Here is a 16,817-nt window from a genome sequence, read left to right on the forward strand (position 1 = left end):
CAATGAAGAGAGAATTACGCCACGGCTCTCTTGGAAAAATCGTCATTCCCGCGCATGCGGAAATCTTACTCAGCGAAACTATAACAGGCTCAAAAGATCTCTCCACTCCGCGTTGCTTCGGTCGAGATGACGACCATTTTTTTTCAATAGCTTGAGGAAAGACTTATTTGAGCATACTTTTATATATTCAAATACTTCATCGAGTTCAGCCCCAAAAAAACAACTTGTTTTATATGATCCAGCCTCATCAATAAATTCAATTTACCCATTATGAAAAACCTCGTATTTTATCTTTGTACCGTGCTTTTAAATGGATTGTTTCATTTTACAGCTCATGCTCAGCCCGCTGCAAATCCCATTATTTTTGCTGATGTACCTGATCCATCGATCATTCGGGTAGGAAAAACCTATTACATGAGCAGTACAACCATGCACATGAGTCCAGGTCTTCCGATTATGAAATCTACAGATCTGGTAAACTGGAAAATGGTAACTTATGTGTATGATACCCTGGCCAATAATGATCAGTTAAATTTAAACAATGGTAAAAATGATTATGGAAGAGGATCATGGGCAAGTAGTTTACGCTATCATGAAGGACTGTTTTATGTGAGTACTTTTTTAGGTACAACCAACAAAACCTACATCTATTCTACTAAAGATATCGAAAAAGGCCCCTGGAAAAGGTATGCCTTTAGTCCTGCCCTTCATGATCATTCCCTGTTTTTTGAAAAAGGCAGGGTATTTATGGTTTACGGCGCTGGCAAAATTATGCTTGCAGAATTAAATACCGATTTATCTGGCATAAAAACAGGTACAAGCCCTCAGGTATTGATAGAAAATGCCACGCAGGTGGCTGGCGATAATCCAGGTTTGCCTGCCGAAGGTTCGCAACTTTTCAAGGTAAAAGACAAATATTATCTGTTTAACATTACCTGGCCAAGAAACAGCATGCGTACAGTCATTATTCACAAAGCTGATAACCTGATGGGACCATACACCGGGAAAATAGGGCTACAGGATAAAGGTGTTGCACAGGGCGGATTGATCAGTACCCCTGAAGGGCAGTGGTTTTCATACCTTTTTCGCGATTATGGCGCCGTTGGCCGGATTCCTTATCTCGTTCCGGTAAAATGGGAACAAGGTTGGCCGGTTCTGGGGGTAAATTCAAAAGTTCAGGATACACTTCTCCTGGCTAAAAATCAAAGCCCGATTCCCGGCATTGTCGATTCTGATGATTTTGATGGAAAAGGAGAAGAAAACGGCCTTAAAAAAGTATGGCAATGGAACCATAATCCCGATCATGCCAATTGGTCGCTCACCAAAAGAAAAGGTTTTCTAACAATCCAAACCTCCAGGATGGATACCTCGGTACTCTCGGCCAGAAATACGCTTACCCAAAGAACGGTAGGACCGGCAAGTTCAGCCGAAACCAGCATCAATCTGGAAAATATGAAGATTGGGGATTGCACCGGCATGCTATTGCTGCAGAAAAAGTACGGCTGGATTGGCGTTAAATCTTTAAAAGAAGGCTTGTTTATTGTAGTGAACACAGTAAACGATAATCAGCCCATAGAAAGCATCAAAATTCCACTGAAACAGCAAAAAATTTATTTAAGGGCGAGTTGTGATTTTACGGATCGCCATGACCTGGCTTCTTTTGCTTACAGCTTAGACGGTAAATCGTGGAATATGGTTGGCGAAAAACTAAAGATGTCGTACACCTTACCACACTTTATGGGCTACCGTTTTGGTCTTTTCAATTATGCAACGGAGCAGGTTGGCGGGCATGCAGACTTTGATTATTTCCATATCAAAGTTAATTAAACCAGGTCGTTTTAAAATATGATATTGATCTACTTCTATTAAGGCAGGCAGTTTTGAACATTAATGGCCGTATTATACTCAAATGGCAAAAAAAAGCCCGGCACGGTTAAATAGTTTTGGGCATTGATTAAGATATGAGAACAAAATTTATTTTATGCAGCCTGGTCTGGCTAGTGCTTTTGAGCTTTTCAGTCTCTGCTAAAGTTGTTTTGCCCCAATTGGTATCCAGCCACATGGTGCTCCAGCGCGAAAGTCCATTAACGATCTGGGGCTGGGCAGCGGCAAAAGAAAAAATAATCGTCAGTTTTAAGGGGAGAACCTATAAGGCTATTACCGATGATCAGGGATCATGGTCGGTGAAAATGGGTAAAATGAAAGCCGGGGGTCCTTTTAAGATGATGATTAAAGGAGAAAATACAATTACACTGGATGATATTCTGGTGGGAGAGGTATGGTTTTGTTCAGGGCAGTCAAATATGGCCCTACCAATGGAAAGGTTAAAAGAAGCCTATCCGCAAGTGATTGAAAAGGATCATTTTCCACTGATCAGGAACTTTTTTGTTCCGACCAAAGCAAATTTATCTGCAGAAGCTACCGATCTCCCCGCCGGAAAATGGGTTCCCGCTACCGGAGCAGGTATCCTAAGTTTCGGAGGAACCAGTTATTTTTTTGCGAAAACGCTCTTTCAAAGATATAACATTCCCATAGGTATTATCAATTCGAGCGTTGGGGGTACTCCTATTGAGGCCTGGATGAGCCGCGATGCATTTTTGACGAATCCCGAACAACTCAGAAAAATAGATCATTTCAGGGATTCAGCTTTTATGGCCAATGATCAGAAAAAACTTAAAGAGAAGAACTTAGCCAGGCCATCAACATTAGCCCCTATAATTGATGAGGGGCTTTCAGGTCCGGTAAAATGGACCGATCCTGATTTTGATGCCAGCGGCTGGCGGAAATTTTGGATGCCGGGCTACTGGGCAGATCAGGGAATCCGCAATATCAACGGGATTTTTTATTTCAGAAAAGAACTGCAAATCCCTGCTGAAATGAGCGGGCAGCAGGCTAAACTTTATATCGGGCGAATTATCGATGCAGATTCGGTATTCCTCAATGGCAAATTTATCGGCAATACTACCTATCAATACCCACCGCGCAGGTATGTTGTCCCGTCCGGATTGTTGAAAACTGGAAAAAATATTCTTATTGTTAAAGTGATCAGCAGCAGTGGAAAAGGCGGTTTTGTACCTGATAAAAATTATTCTTTAATCACGCCCGATAAAAAAATAGACTTACGCGGAGAATGGACTTTTGAAGTGGGTTATGCGCAACCAAAGCAAAACCAGGGTTTTCGCACCGGGACCGAAATGCCTTTAGTGGCACAGAATGAGCCGACCGGATTATTTAATACCATGGTTGCACCCGCTGTAAAATTTGCTATAAAGGGTTTTGTTTGGTACCAGGGAGAATCCAATACCGGAGATCCGAAAATTTACGCGCAATTGTTGCCAGCGCTGATAAAAGACTGGCGCAATAAATGGAAGCAAGGCGATCTGCCTTTTATTTATGCGCAGCTGCCTAATTTTATGGAAGCCAACTATCTGCCCGAAGAAAGTAATTGGGCGCAGTTTAGGCAAAGCCAGCTGCAGGCACTTTCTGTACCCAATACCGGGATGGCAGTAACCATAGATGCCGGCGAATGGAATGATATTCATCCGCTGAATAAAAAAGACGTGGGTGAACGTTTGGCGCTTTGGGCCGGGCATTTAGCTTACCACGATCAGCAGGTTACCTATTCTGGGCCTATTTATAGATCAAATCGGTTAAAAGGATCTGAATTGACCATAAATTTTGATCATAGTTCGCCTGGGCTGATGATTAAAGGATCTGATCAATTGAACGGTTTCGCCCTTGCGGGTGAGGATAGGGTGTTCTATTGGGCCCAGGCCAGGTTGCTAGGTGATACCGTTGTACTTTCGAGTCCAATGGTTTTAAAGCCAGCCTTTGTCCGTTATGCATGGGCAGATAATCCCGATCGGGCTAATTTATACAACAAAGCAGGTTTACCGGCTTCCCCTTTCGAAGCGGAAGGAAATAAATAGCGATAGCGAAGCATAACCAAAAAATTAGGAATGCTAGAGGTGTTTAACAAAGGTTTTATTTCTTATCGTCGAGGCTGTATCATAAGGTGTAAAATGTCACCTCTAATTGTCACGTCGGGCTTAGCCTTTATTGAGCTTTATGAAGTATCGAAACGCCTTTGAAATATTCAAAAGAGGTTTTCAACTATTTTATCTTAAAGCTTCCGGAAGCTAACATTGAATCTACCAAGCAACGCAAAAAATGAACTACAAAATTAGCCAATTAGCCCCGGCTGAAGCGTTACCCTGCAGCAACGAGGTACGAGGCAGCGAAGCGTAAAAGCAAAAGACGGGAACACGCTACTCTATTAGCACAAACCCTGCGCTCCAAATAAAAATTAAAATTTATCTGTTTTCTTTGCTGAAATCGGCAAGGTTAAGATTGATTTGGTGGTGGAACCGACGGTCAATTTTTCATCGGAAGGGTTAAAGGTTGGAATCTCCATAGATGACGCCATTCCTCAAACCCTCAACATAATAGCCAAGCCCAGTGCCTCAGGAGCGGATGCCAGTTGGGCGAACGCGGTAAAGGATAATGCCAGCGCTTACCTCGTCACATTCCTTCAAAACCGCTGGCAGGCACACCGTAAAAATATGGATGGTTGATCCGGAAGTGGTTTTGGAAAAATCATCTACGAAGATAAATTACCACCCAGTTAGCTCGGGCCAATAAAAATTGAGATGATCAGATAGTTGATGAACATCATCTGATCGGCTGCGAAAATTCCAATCCTATAACGATCGGACGAATATTTTTCATGGGCTATTGATTGGTTAAAATCTCCTGTTGTTCCTAATGCTTTTTATACAGTTTGCCAGATTAATCTATTTAAACAATAGCGGAGCAAGCTCACGGAGGCTGCGGCGCCAGGTCTGGAATTCGTGACCGGTATTTTCGGAAACATAAGAAACGGCATGATAACCAGCCTCTTTTAATGCTGCCACAGCATTCTTCACGCCTTCAGGACGTTCTTTGCTTCCGCAGCTGATGAAAATTAATTTCGGTTTTGGCTTACCATTCAGTTCAGCAGGGTTAAACGTTCCGCCACTCAGTAGTGCATAATAACCAAAAAGCCCTGGTTTATTAAGTGTAATGGCATGTGTCTCCATACCACCCATCGATAGTCCTGCCATAGCACGGCCATTTGAGGTTTTGATCGTTAAAAAGTTATTGTCTATGTACGGAATCAGCTCTTCAGTTAACAAGGTTTGAAAACCATCAATCTTAAAGTCTTTCATACGTCCCCATTTGGTTTCATTGGTCATTCCATACGTCATCACAATGATAAAGGGCTTAATTTTTCCTGCTGCAATGAGGTTGTCCATAATCAGGTTTGCCCGGCCCTGATTAGTCCAGGCCGTTTCATCTTCGCCCCATCCATGTTGTAAGTACAATACCGGAAAACGTTGTTTGTCTTTTCCATAACCTGGGGGAGTGTAAACAAATGCCCTGCGAGATGAACGGGTACTCTCTGAAGGAAAAAGTATTTGCTGCACATTTCCATGGGCTACATTTTTATTGGCGTAAAAATCTTCGTCCCTGGCCGGGATTTCAATCCCGCTTTCCCAGCGTGAGGAGCCAAAATAGTTCATCGCGCCCGGATCATTAAATACGCCACCATCAATGGTCAGATGATAATAGTGGAAACCTTCATCCATTTCGCCGGCAGTGGTACCTATAAAAAATCCGTCGGCCGTTTTACTGAGTTTGGTTCCGCCCTGTCCACCCAAACCAAGGCTTACCCTGATGCTGTCTGCCTGTGGTGCCTTAATGCGGAATCGGGCGTAGCCTTGCGAATTAACCTGTGGAAATTCCTGGACGGGTTGATTGGTTACAGCTGGTTTAAAGTCTTCTTTAATGTTCTCCGGCTTGTTTTGTGCCTGGCACATGCCATAACTGAGGCCCGTGCTTAGTGCAATGATCATAAATTTGAGTTTCATCATATTTGGTTAATTAAGTTGTTTAGTACGCCCTAACCTCCAGATGAAGCGTTAAGCAGATTGCTTAAAGATAATTGATGCATGCATTTTGGATTGCGCAGATTGTTTAGTTTTATAGCAGAAATGTTTAACAATCTTACAATTTGGCGGTGTCGTCATGCTCAGCTTGACTGGGGCATCTTAATGACTTGGTAGGGACTTACTTATTTGCCATTCAATCTTGTTAAGGTTCCCGTTTTCACGGGAATGACGACCTTTCAAAATATTATTCTGCCAAAAATCTCCAAAATCATTTCTGATACAGGGTTGACGACTTCTTTAAGGAGCAGATACTCTTCCATTATGTCAAGTGTCTGAATTGCTTAACCAACAAAAAAGCGGCCCATAACAGACCGCCTGAATCAAAATATGAGCCTTTTTTTTATTTGCTGATTAAGGCTATTGCAATGTCAGTGTTTAAGCTGGTTTTGGTATTCGCGGCAACAAATTTGTCCATCGTAAGCTTTTGTCCCTGGCCCATTACCAGCATGTGGTCTTTAGTTGAGCCGCTTAAGGTTAAATCAGCCTGATCTTCAATCACGGTATATAATCCTTCAGTTTGTGAATTCAGTTCTAACGATGCATTTCCGCTTAGAAATACCTGCAGGTATTGCGTATTGATTTTACCCTGTGTTTTCACTTTAGCATGATCCATGGCATGGATACGATAAAGATCATTTACATAAATGGTCAGTTTTGCACTGCTATTATCCAGAGCGGTAATTTCTAAACCATCTCCGCTTTGCATCACCTTAACTTCCCCGCTGTTTTCATCTGTATAGCTAATGCCTGTACGTTTTCCCTGTATAATGGTCAGTTCTACGTTCCCGCTAACTTTAATACGTTTAAAGTTCAATGGTTTTGAAGCGTGAACTGGTTTAATGGTTTCAGTTGCATGAACTGATACTACTGCTGAAGTTGATAATACCAATGCTAAAGATGATGCGAATAATGTTTTAAGTAAAGTTTTCATATGCTTTAAGTTTTAATTTTTTATAATGTTTTTATTGATTGTTCTGATAATAAGACGTGCAGACACGGCAAACGTTTCAGCGTAAACCACAGCATTATACCAGCCTGGGAAGCTAATCGACCAACGCCCAAAATTTGAAGACAAAAAGCGGGTTGTCGCTGTGTATTTTCAGAGGTTTGATGATGGGAATTGTGATTTAACACAGTTTTTCGTATATTTGTGGTCTGGTATTTGTACCATAAAAACTTTCTCTGGGGCCGTTCTTGGATTTGACGGGGTGGCGAAAGTTATGTTAGCATGCAGTGCGTTGTTCGGAGAGCACTTAAAGTGAACGATCAAATTTTAGTTGGCGAAAATACTTACGCCTTAGCTGCCTAGTTTAGAACTAGCTTAGCTTTTGTCCCTCTAACTGCTGCATTGTTGGGTTAGAACCTGGGGCATCGAAACAACAAAGCTGGCTTTAAGGAGATACGACTTAAAGTGAGACAAAGTATCTAAGGATATAAATAAGGTCGGTTTTCAGCCCGTTTATTTCCCGAAAATCAACTGAAAAATAAGCATGTAGAAGGTATAATTTATCTCACAACTGGACAAGGGTTCGACTCCCTTCGGCTCCACTTCAATCATTATCAAAAATTACTGAAAAAGGCCTGCAAATCATTGATTGCAGGCCTTTGTTGTATCTGATCGATTTTGCTCAACAAATAACTGATGTACCAGTAATTCGAGAGATGAGTAGACTAAAATTCTAACCCGCCGGTTTTTGTTTTATACCATGATATGGGTTACGTTGCCAACTTGGTTCTGGCACAATAATAGCTTTGTGAATCAGATAAGAAACCAGATACTTTATTTTGGCAATATTGATTATTATTTTAACCTGTTCGTGTTTTAAACCGGAGGCGGCCGGTAACAATGGAAATTTGCTCTCGCCAGGCAAAAGAGGAAAGGCTTTATAAGCCCTGATCACATGAAAAATATTATTTGGCAACAAAAAAATGCTATAATTGTTATTAGGAGAAATATGAGTAAAGTATTTACAATTACAGAAGGGCTGGAGAATTTAGGCGCGCTGCGAACGGGCGGACAGGGATCGGTATATAAAGGGAAACGCATCGGTGCAATTTACTCTGCGGTGAAATTAATACCTACCCCGATATATACCGAGGACCGCACAGATAAAAACTACCGCAATTTTGAAAATGAAGTTGCAAAGTTGCTTAAGGTAAATGAAAATCCTAGTCCGAATGTTGTAAAAATGCTCAGTTTCGGCATAACCGAAAGCGGATCCTTTCCGTTTATCGAAATGGAATACATCGAGGGGCCTGATCTTTGCGAGCTGCTTCAACCTCCTCATCAAAAGATATTTACGCTAAGCGAAGTCATAAAAGTTGCTCAACACCTCGCTGCTGCCCTTGAGCATTGCCATAAACTTGGCGTAAAACATGGCGATGTTAAGAGCAATAACGTTAAATATAATTTGCACACAGCGAACTATGTACTGCTCGATTTTGGACTTGCTATTATGAGTGAGGAGCAGCGTAGAAGTAGCATCCGGCATGCAGGCGCGGTGGAGTTTATGGCGCCCGAACAAAATGAAGGCAAAATGCTTCCACAAACTGATATTTACAGTTATGGCATTATCTTATACGAATTACTCGGTGGCCAGGTTCCTTTTCCCCTAAGTGGAAATAGCGATACAGCACGTAATTCGGTAATGATCAGTCATATGGAAAGTGAAATACCTGACGTGATTGCCCAACGCAAGGCAAACTTACCCCAAAGCTGGACCGAGGAACAGAAGACCCGGGAAATGCAGGTTCCGGATTGGCTCCTCAAACTGATCGAAAAATGCCTGCAGAAAGATCCTATGCTTAGGTACAGCGATGGCATGGCCTTGCATGAAGCGGTACTCAACGGAAGTTTATCAGGCAATGCACTTCCCATAGACCATGAAGCTATCAATTTGCTCAAAAAGGAAAACGAAGCACTCCGTAAACAGGTATTGGCACTGGAAAGTAGCGCCCTGGTTCCCGAAAAAAACGGTATACTATTACCTTATTTTGCTTTCATCCTGATGATCATCTCAATTATTGGATTGATCGCTTTTCTGGGATATTCCCGGTTTGGAAGCAAATCAGCGACACAGCAAACTGTTCAAACCATAGATTCGATCCCATCGGTAGTTGATACCGCAGCGCAAGAGAGAAAGAGATTGGCAAACCAGCGTAAACTGGCTGAAGCTGCAGCAACAAAGCGGATGGTAGATAGTGCAATCAACGCGGAGATCAAAAAAGCCAGAGATAAAGCCGCCGATAGTATAGAAAACCTTGACCCCGATACTTCATCTAGTCCTATAGAATTTTAATTTTTAAGAACAATTGGCCCCTAACATATGGAAACAAAATCAAATTTCTGGCAGCGTATCGGTATTCAGGATTGGTTTCTAACCGATGAAAACAAGAACAGCGGCCAAAAATCCCCGCAACTTACTCCGGAAACCATTTACAGTTTTATTGTGGATAAGTTCAAGGAGTCCATCAGGGAATTATCTTTTGCAGACCGCATTGTTTTTTATCATGAATTCATCATCACCTTTAACGCCGAAGATTACCGGGAATTTATAGATAACAAACAGGGGATTTTGGGCTTAATTGTACAGGAAACTGTTAAAAAATTCTATGAGATTTTAAGAGAACACCAGCAATCAGGAAAGAATGTTGAACCATCTGGCTCAAAATGGGTATTTCGGTTGGTGTCACATCCTGATTATGCAAGGGGCGATAAGGGTTTTATCGGAAAACTGTTGCCAGACAATCATCAGAAATCGGAAAATCTCCGGGTCACTTTTATTCCCCGGCAAACTGGTATTGCGCAAACATTCGATATCAATAATGATATTTTAAAAGGTTTTACCTATTACAGCGAAGGCTACATGGAAATCCCATATGATGCGCAATTGGAATATACCGAGGGCAACACTGTCCCTTCCGGGGACCAGGCCGTTATCGGCCGACTGGAAGCCATTGTACCCGATAAACAGTTTTCGGGCAAAAAAATCGAGTTCCTGATCAAAACTGAAGATACTATCGTTTCGGGAAATGATGATGGACGTCAAGATTCCAATATTTTCAAGATTTCCTCAGAATGGGTTAATTCACCACATTTACATATCCGCTACAATAAAACAGATGGTAATTTCTACTTAGCTTCTTTTGGCGAACTTACCACTTTGAACGAGGTTTTGGTGCAACGCAGCGAAATTAATTCACCACATTGGGTTTCCTTGCCGCTTAACTCCAGGATGTTACTTAACGGTATAATTGGTGTAAACCTCTTTAAATCCTAGCTTATGTCGCAACTGCTATCAATTTTATTGTTATCACTGGTCGTTGCGCTGATGATCGTTCACTTCAAAGACATTAAAAATTCCCGTAATAAAAATGGATAAACACTTTTTTGGCCTCACAGACACGGGCAAATCCAGAGACAATAACGAGGACAGCTTTATTGTTAAGCCCCTTACCAGCGATCAGTTGATTTTGGCAGCTGTAATAGACGGCGTGGGTGGCTATCATGGCGGAGAGGTAGCAGCCGCTATTGCAACCGAACAGATTTCGATGCAATTTTCAGGTCGTCCGGGCGATCCAATCTCCCAGATGATCAGCGCATTCAGGAATGCAAATGAGGTGATTGTTGCCAAAAAGCAAACCGAAACAACCCTTTCTGAAATGGCCTGTGTGGCCACTATAGTAGTTGCGGATATTGAACACAATCAATTTTATTACGCGCACGTTGGCGATACCAGATTATACCTGTTAAGGGATGGATCCTTGATCAAAATTTCTAAAGACCATTCATTTGTAGGCTTTCTGGAAGATTCGGGAAGATTGGATGAGACGGCCGCCATGCAGCACCCAAAACGCAATGAAATTAATAAGGCGATCGGTTTCAGTGAGCAGATTGCTACCGATGAGCATTATATTGAAACCGGTCAATCTCCTTTCCTGCCGGGCGATCTCCTCTTATTATGCAGTGATGGACTGACTGATATGGTAAACAGGCAGGATATGACCACCCTGCTTTTACAGGGAGATACACTGGCAAAAAAAGCAGGCAATCTCATCGCTCTTGCCAATGAAAATGGCGGCCGCGACAATATCACCGTTGTGTTGCTGCAGAACAATAAAACGCCTCAGCAGGCAAAGCCCACCAGGCCAGACCATACACAACAGGCCCAAACGGGAGCAGGAGCGGAAAGAAATGAAGCCCTACGGCCTCTTGAAAATCCGGAAACATCAACTCTTGCAGCACCTAAAAGAAATTATTGGTTTACTGCGCTGCTTATTTTATGTCTCATTCTTCTTGGTACTACCGTATTTTTGTACCTGCAGCGCCAACAGTCAGCCACTCCTGTTTCAACAGTAAATCAGTCGCCAAAACAAAAAGTAAGAAACAGCCAGGAGAAGTTGCTACAGGATGCGTTTGACCATGCCCCGGGAGACACGCTGGTATTATCCGATTCGGTTTTTAAAAGTCCGGTTCTGATCAGCGATACGTTACGCCTGCGGAAAGACACGCTCTATGTTATCGCAAATGGCATTGTGCTGCAAGCAGATAGTGGATACAAAGGTGCGGCCATAACGATGCTGCCTCAATCGAAGCTCATGAAGCTAGACAGTCTGCAGTTTAAAGGCTTCGCTACCGCTATCACCATTTCAGACCAGGCCCTGTTACTCAAAAATGTCACTTTTACCAATTGTTTGCTTCCCATACAAAACAGCATCCACTTCCCTGACCGGACACTGGTAAATGCAGCACTAATGAAGGTTAGTACACCAAAAGGTAACACCATTAAAACCGCACACTCAAAAAATGGAGCAGAATAAAGGAGCAGATAAAGTAAGCCGGGTTCAGGAACGGATTTTTATATTAGCAACTGCAGCCGTTCTGGCACTCTTCTTCTATCAGTTATACACAATCATTCAGCCTAGGTTTGCAGAAGTTGAGCCGCGTTTAAAAGCTGGTACGATGGTGAACCTGAATGCCGAAAAACCTGCTGAACATATCGGGAATTTACTTAAAAAAGGCTACTATTTTGAAGACCAGCGCGATATTGATCTGATAGAAAAAATCATTGCTTTTGCGACGCCAAATGCAGAGAAATTAGACAATATTGGCGAGGTGAACAAACGCAGGTACTTTTTACCCGCAGATGAAGCCTATGCAAAAGGAGGCAAATCATTTAAAGCAAGGGTGCTGGCATCACGGGCATTGCTCGGTTATACGGGTGATGATTCACTTAAATTCGACCAGGAGCAAAGTAAACCCCGCCCTTACCCTTCCGAGGTAAATCTCGGCATGGGGGAGTATGGTATCAGTGGGAAAATCGTAGCAAATAAAGTAGCTGTAAAAGGAGTTTTGGTCCGTTTGGAAATGATTTTGCCGCAGGACAGTATTTACAATGACGAGCCGACAGCATCCATCAAAAATATAACTGAAAAAGCAAATGGCATTACAAAGGTTTATACTTTGGATACAGCTGGCAAACGGAAATTACAACAGCTCACCGCCTACGCCCGCACCGGTACTGCAGGAGAATTCACTTTTGCCAACTTGCCTGGCAACCATGCATTCAAGGTATTACCTTTAAAACCGGGCTTTCAGTTTGGTGCCTCAAAGGGCGTACAAGACCTTGATGAAAATACCGCCTTCACATTTGAACAGCGTCCACATACGATAAAGCTTTTTTCTACCAGGGACTTCAATATCCTGAAAAAGGAAAAATCGCTGATCATCAGAACACCTGAAGAATTCAACATGTGGTTTATGATCATTTGCGGAAGCCTGATTGGTGGATTCTTACTTGTCCACTTAATCCTTTCATGGAAATTCAGTACTGCCGATCAGGTCATATTACCGGTAGTGATGATGCTTACGGGCATCTCATTCCTGATGTTACTGAGTTTGCAGGATCCGCTGCGCGACCGTTTTTTAGCTAAAGATTCGCTCTTGTACCTGCTTATGGGTTTTGGGGGAATCTTATTGATGCTGTGCATCAAACTGCGTCGTTTCAATACCGATACCTGGATTTATCGCCTGCTTTTATTTAAGCACATCAGGTCAGCTGCAAACGGCTGGCCATGGGCCCTGGCCGCCATTGGATTGCTGGCACTCACGATCTTATTCGGAACCGGGCCAGAAGGAAGTGGTGTAAAGGTAAACCTGTTCGGCTTTCAGCCCAGTGAAGTGGTAAAGTATCTGATCATCTTTTTTCTTGCAGGATTTTTCGCCATAAACGAGAAACTGATCAGTGAATATATGAGCTGGAAAAAAAGATGGTCATTCTTCTCCTTTGCCTTATTGGCGATACTGTTAACCCTTATGTTATTTTTGATATTGGGAGATCTGGGGCCGGCGATGGTGGTCTGTTTCACTTTTATTATACTTTTTTCATTCTCCCGGGGCGATTTTATGTTCATGGCAGGCGCTATCCTATTATACGTTCTGGCTTCATGGGTTTTTGAAAACATATGGATATCCACCGGGGTAACCTTGCTTTTGGTTGGTGTGCTGATGTTTTTCGGGCGAAGGCAGCTTAGTGAGTCTGCCATCATGGTGCTGGTAATTATGTCGGCTTTTTTAACCATTGACCAGATTCCGTATTTGGACCGTGTTTTCCCGGGGCCGGTACAGCGCCTGGGAGACCGGAAAGCAATTTGGCAGGATGCCTGGAACAATGATGTTTATGGCGGCGACCAGGTGGCCAATGGTTTGTGGGCCATGTCTACCGGCGGCGCAACCGGCCAGGGTGTGGGTCAGGGTTTTGCCAAAACCATCCCTGAAGCACATACTGATATGATCTTACCTTCAATAGGTGAAGAATTTGGATTAACCGGTATGTTGTGCATCTTCCTGCTGTTTCTGTTGTACCTGCACCGATCTGTTATTATCGGGCGGCGGACAGGCTCTCCGTTTCTATTTTATTTAAGTGCGGGTATTGGCGTATCCACCTTTGTACAGTTTCTGCTCATAGCAGGTGGTTCTACCGGAGCGTTACCGTTATCAGGGGTATCCCTGCCTTTTCAAAGTTATGGGGGATCATCACTTGTACTCAATTTTTTAGCTGCCGGATTTTTATTATCAGTATCTGCTGTCAGGGGCAGCGAAGTTCAGATGCAATACATCGCTAAAACGCAAGACAAAAACCTGGTGCCGGCCTTAATCGCTGCCTGTTTAGGCATCCTGCTATTGGGCGCTAATGTAGCAGGCTATGTGCTCAACAACCGGAAATGGGTTGTACAGCCGGCCTTGGTTGCAGACCGTAGCGGCGCGAGAATGTTCAGCTACAATCCTCGTATCGCAATATTGATGAGCCGTTTAAAAGCCGGAACCATACACGACCGCAAGGGTGTTTTAATGGCAACCAGCAATGTCGACAGTGTGAGGGCGCAACACTTTAAGCTCATCGGTGCAGGTATCCCAAATTATAATCTCGACTCTGCAGTACATCAGCGATTAGACCGGTATTATCCTTTCGAAGAACAATTGTTTTTTTGGACGGGTGATGCAAATTCAGGTGTATTTAACGGAAGTGTTAACGGCTATTTTGCAGAGTATGAACATGCGGCCGAACTCCGCGGTTTTAAATTACCCGTAAAAAGCTTTACCGTACTTGCGAAGAGATACAGCGAAAACCGTTTCCTGGCGCGGGGAGTAAAGGAAATGACGGTTGTGAAAAAAGATTATGCTGCACTTTCTCCATTACTTCTGGCCGGAATCAGTAGCAAAGAGGTGGAAGAATTTAAAAATAAAAATCGCGATATACAGTTAACCATGGATGCCGGCCTGCAGACCAGGATCCAAAAGTCAATTGCCCGGGACACTTCGCTTTCGGATAACCGGGTTTCTGTGGTGATCATGGAAGCAAGTTCTGGTGATGTCCTCACTTCAGCAGTATATCCACTGCCACCCATACATGATTGGGAACGGTTAACCATGACCAATGCAGAACAGAACCAGCTTTCGGGGTGGACAACGACCGCTGATCTTGGCTTTACCAATTTTACACAGCCAGGCTCAACTGCTAAGCTGATTACCGCCATGGCATCCTTCAATAAACTGGGCATGGCCGCTGCCGAAAAAAAATACCAGGTGGCCTCCTGGGAGCGTATCCGAACAAAAGGTATTGAGCCGGACGAAACGGGATGGATTGATCTGGAACGGGCAGTGGTCAAATCCAACAACGTCTATTTCATCAAACTGGCAAACCAGGAGCAGTTGCAGGAAAACATGGGCGAGCTGTACTTAAAAACAGGCATGTTTCTGCATGGAGCCGGAGGTTATTATTACAACAAACCTGGCGAAAACGCAGCACAGGAAGAAAAATGGAAAAAGCTTTGGCGGAGGACCGAGTTTAATACCAAACCGAAGTATGATCCAAACAATATCCGTAAAACCAGGGCAAAGGGAATTTCCGGAATGGCCTGGGGGCAGGGCGCACTTATTGCAACCCCGGCGGCGATGGCGAGAATGGCTGCGGGGATTGCAAATAACGGAAACATGATCGCAAACAGGTTTGTTCTTAAAGTAAACGGTCAGCCACAGGCGATAAAAACTGGTACGAAATTGGTAAACAATCCGGCATACGCCAGGCTGATGCAGGAGTATATGATCAAACAGAGCAGTCCAAAAGTGCAAACGCTTGGACTGGCCGTAGCCGGTAAAACAGGTACGCCAGAGCGGATCTGGAAGAAAAAACAGATTAATGATGGCTGGTATGTATTTTTTGCACCAACCGCAACCGGCAATGGCCACATTGTAGTCTGTATACGCATTGAAGCTACCAAAGGATCATCAGACGCTGTACGGTTGGCCGGCAGGCATGTAATCCCATTTTTAAAAGAGGGCGGTTATATCAAAAGCATTTTACCTTCGGTGAAGGATAATAACAGGGCACCTGTGACAGCACTTAACTGAAGCGCTGAGCATTTTAACACAAACTATAAATCCATGGATTGTGGAGCTTCACCCGATTGGGAACAGCGCAGGTGTTAAACCGGATATTTTTATAACACATTAGCAAAACACTAATAAATAGACAAATGAAAATGATATTCGACCTCTTCAAAAGCTCAAGTGGGGAACATCCCGATGATGTGAAGGGAATCAGGCACGCCTTATTACAGTTTGTAAAGCAGGAGTTACAAAAAGCGGAAGGCGGAGAAGGCGCAAATATCAAAGGTCTGGGGATCTTCATCCACTGCAGCCCTGCAGAGCGCCATGTGTATGATGCTGCCGTATTCAGCGAGGATCCCGATCAATTAAAAAATGAAATACAACGGATCAGTGATGATTATTCCCTGGATCTGCCCTCAGGCTGGTCACTCACAGTGGCTTTCGATGAAGCTTTTCCAGACGATGCGGTAGAAATGCAGCAGCTGCCGGTTGCCTTGTTAGTCAAAACCAAAATCCATTTTGTTAAGCAACAGGCTAAAGCCTATCTGAAAGCACTTAGCGGTAAAACTTTACAGCCAAGCTATGAAATAACTTCCACGGGTGGAAAATACAATATCGGCAGAGATGAAAAGGCACAGTCTGATGAAGGTTATTTTCGCACCAACCATATTGCATTTCCATCGGAAAGTGATGATGAACGAAATAAGTACATCAGCAGACAGCATGCGCATATCGAATGGGATACTAACCTCGCCAAATTTCTAATCTTTGCAGATGAAGGTGGAATACCACCCCGAAATAAGGTAAAACTGCGTTCAGCACTTACCGAAAAGACCGTAAAGCTCCACGCAACTCAGATTGGGCAGGAATTAGCAGAGGGAGATCAGATTATCTTAGGCGAATCAGTTGTATTGGAGTTTAGTTTTAACCCATAGCAC

At 43.4% G+C, this 16,817-nt stretch carries 9 protein-coding genes, 1 other RNA gene and 1 pseudogene; 9 read left to right on the plus strand and 2 right to left on the minus strand.

Features of this window, described 5'->3' with window-relative positions:
* Positions 1 to 270: 270 nt before the first annotated feature.
* The 3 genes and pseudogenes from ACK1I8_RS01255 (at position 271) to ACK1I8_RS01265 (ending at position 4,641) form a co-directional block, all read left to right on the plus strand.
* Positions 271 to 1,827 carry a glycoside hydrolase 43 family protein gene (locus tag ACK1I8_RS01255; RefSeq protein ID WP_412467557.1) on the plus strand — a complete coding sequence of 519 codons (1,557 nt, stop codon included), beginning with the start codon at positions 271 to 273 and terminating at the stop codon, positions 1,825 to 1,827.
* A 134-nt stretch (positions 1,828 to 1,961) separates the two neighbouring features.
* Positions 1,962 to 3,929, plus strand: a complete 1,968-nt coding sequence (locus tag ACK1I8_RS01260; RefSeq protein WP_412467558.1) for a sialate O-acetylesterase — start codon at positions 1,962 to 1,964, stop codon at positions 3,927 to 3,929.
* A gap of 432 nt (positions 3,930 to 4,361) precedes the next feature.
* A pseudogene (locus ACK1I8_RS01265) lies at positions 4,362 to 4,641 on the plus strand (hypothetical protein).
* A 152-nt stretch (positions 4,642 to 4,793) separates the two neighbouring features.
* Here the strand turns inward: ACK1I8_RS01265 and ACK1I8_RS01270 are convergent.
* Positions 4,794 to 5,912, minus strand: coding sequence for an alpha/beta hydrolase-fold protein (locus ACK1I8_RS01270; protein ID WP_412467559.1), 1,119 nt, complete (start codon positions 5,910 to 5,912; stop codon positions 4,794 to 4,796).
* A gap of 418 nt (positions 5,913 to 6,330) precedes the next feature.
* Entirely contained in the window at positions 6,331 to 6,921 is a 591-nt protein-coding gene (locus ACK1I8_RS01275) for a GIN domain-containing protein (RefSeq protein ID WP_412467560.1), read from the minus strand.
* Between the two features lie 253 nt (positions 6,922 to 7,174).
* Between ACK1I8_RS01275 and ssrA the strand changes: the two genes are divergently transcribed.
* From ssrA to ACK1I8_RS01305, 6 genes are all read left to right on the plus strand, one after another.
* Positions 7,175 to 7,541: a transfer-messenger RNA gene (gene ssrA, locus ACK1I8_RS01280) on the plus strand.
* Between the two features lie 404 nt (positions 7,542 to 7,945).
* On the plus strand, positions 7,946 to 9,289 hold the full coding sequence (locus tag ACK1I8_RS01285) for a serine/threonine protein kinase (protein ID WP_412467561.1): 1,344 nt from the start codon (positions 7,946 to 7,948) through the stop codon (positions 9,287 to 9,289).
* Between the two features lie 27 nt (positions 9,290 to 9,316).
* A complete protein-coding gene (locus ACK1I8_RS01290; protein WP_412467562.1) occupies positions 9,317 to 10,270 on the plus strand; it encodes a hypothetical protein in 954 nt (317 codons plus the stop codon).
* Positions 10,271 to 10,364: 94 nt separating this feature from the next.
* Complete coding sequence (locus ACK1I8_RS01295; protein ID WP_412467563.1) at positions 10,365 to 11,810, plus strand: PP2C family protein-serine/threonine phosphatase; 1,446 nt, start codon at positions 10,365 to 10,367, stop codon at positions 11,808 to 11,810.
* On the plus strand, positions 11,797 to 15,900 hold the full coding sequence (locus tag ACK1I8_RS01300) for an FtsW/RodA/SpoVE family cell cycle protein (protein WP_412467564.1): 4,104 nt from the start codon (positions 11,797 to 11,799) through the stop codon (positions 15,898 to 15,900). The genes ACK1I8_RS01295 and ACK1I8_RS01300 overlap by 14 nt, the downstream gene beginning before the upstream one ends.
* A 125-nt stretch (positions 15,901 to 16,025) precedes the next feature.
* Positions 16,026 to 16,814, plus strand: a complete 789-nt coding sequence (locus tag ACK1I8_RS01305; protein ID WP_412467565.1) for an FHA domain-containing protein — start codon at positions 16,026 to 16,028, stop codon at positions 16,812 to 16,814.
* The last annotated feature ends 3 nt before the right edge of the window (positions 16,815 to 16,817 follow it).

This window comes from Pedobacter sp. KLB.chiD (assembly GCF_047040275.1).
GTDB lineage: Bacteria > Bacteroidota > Bacteroidia > Sphingobacteriales > Sphingobacteriaceae > Pedobacter.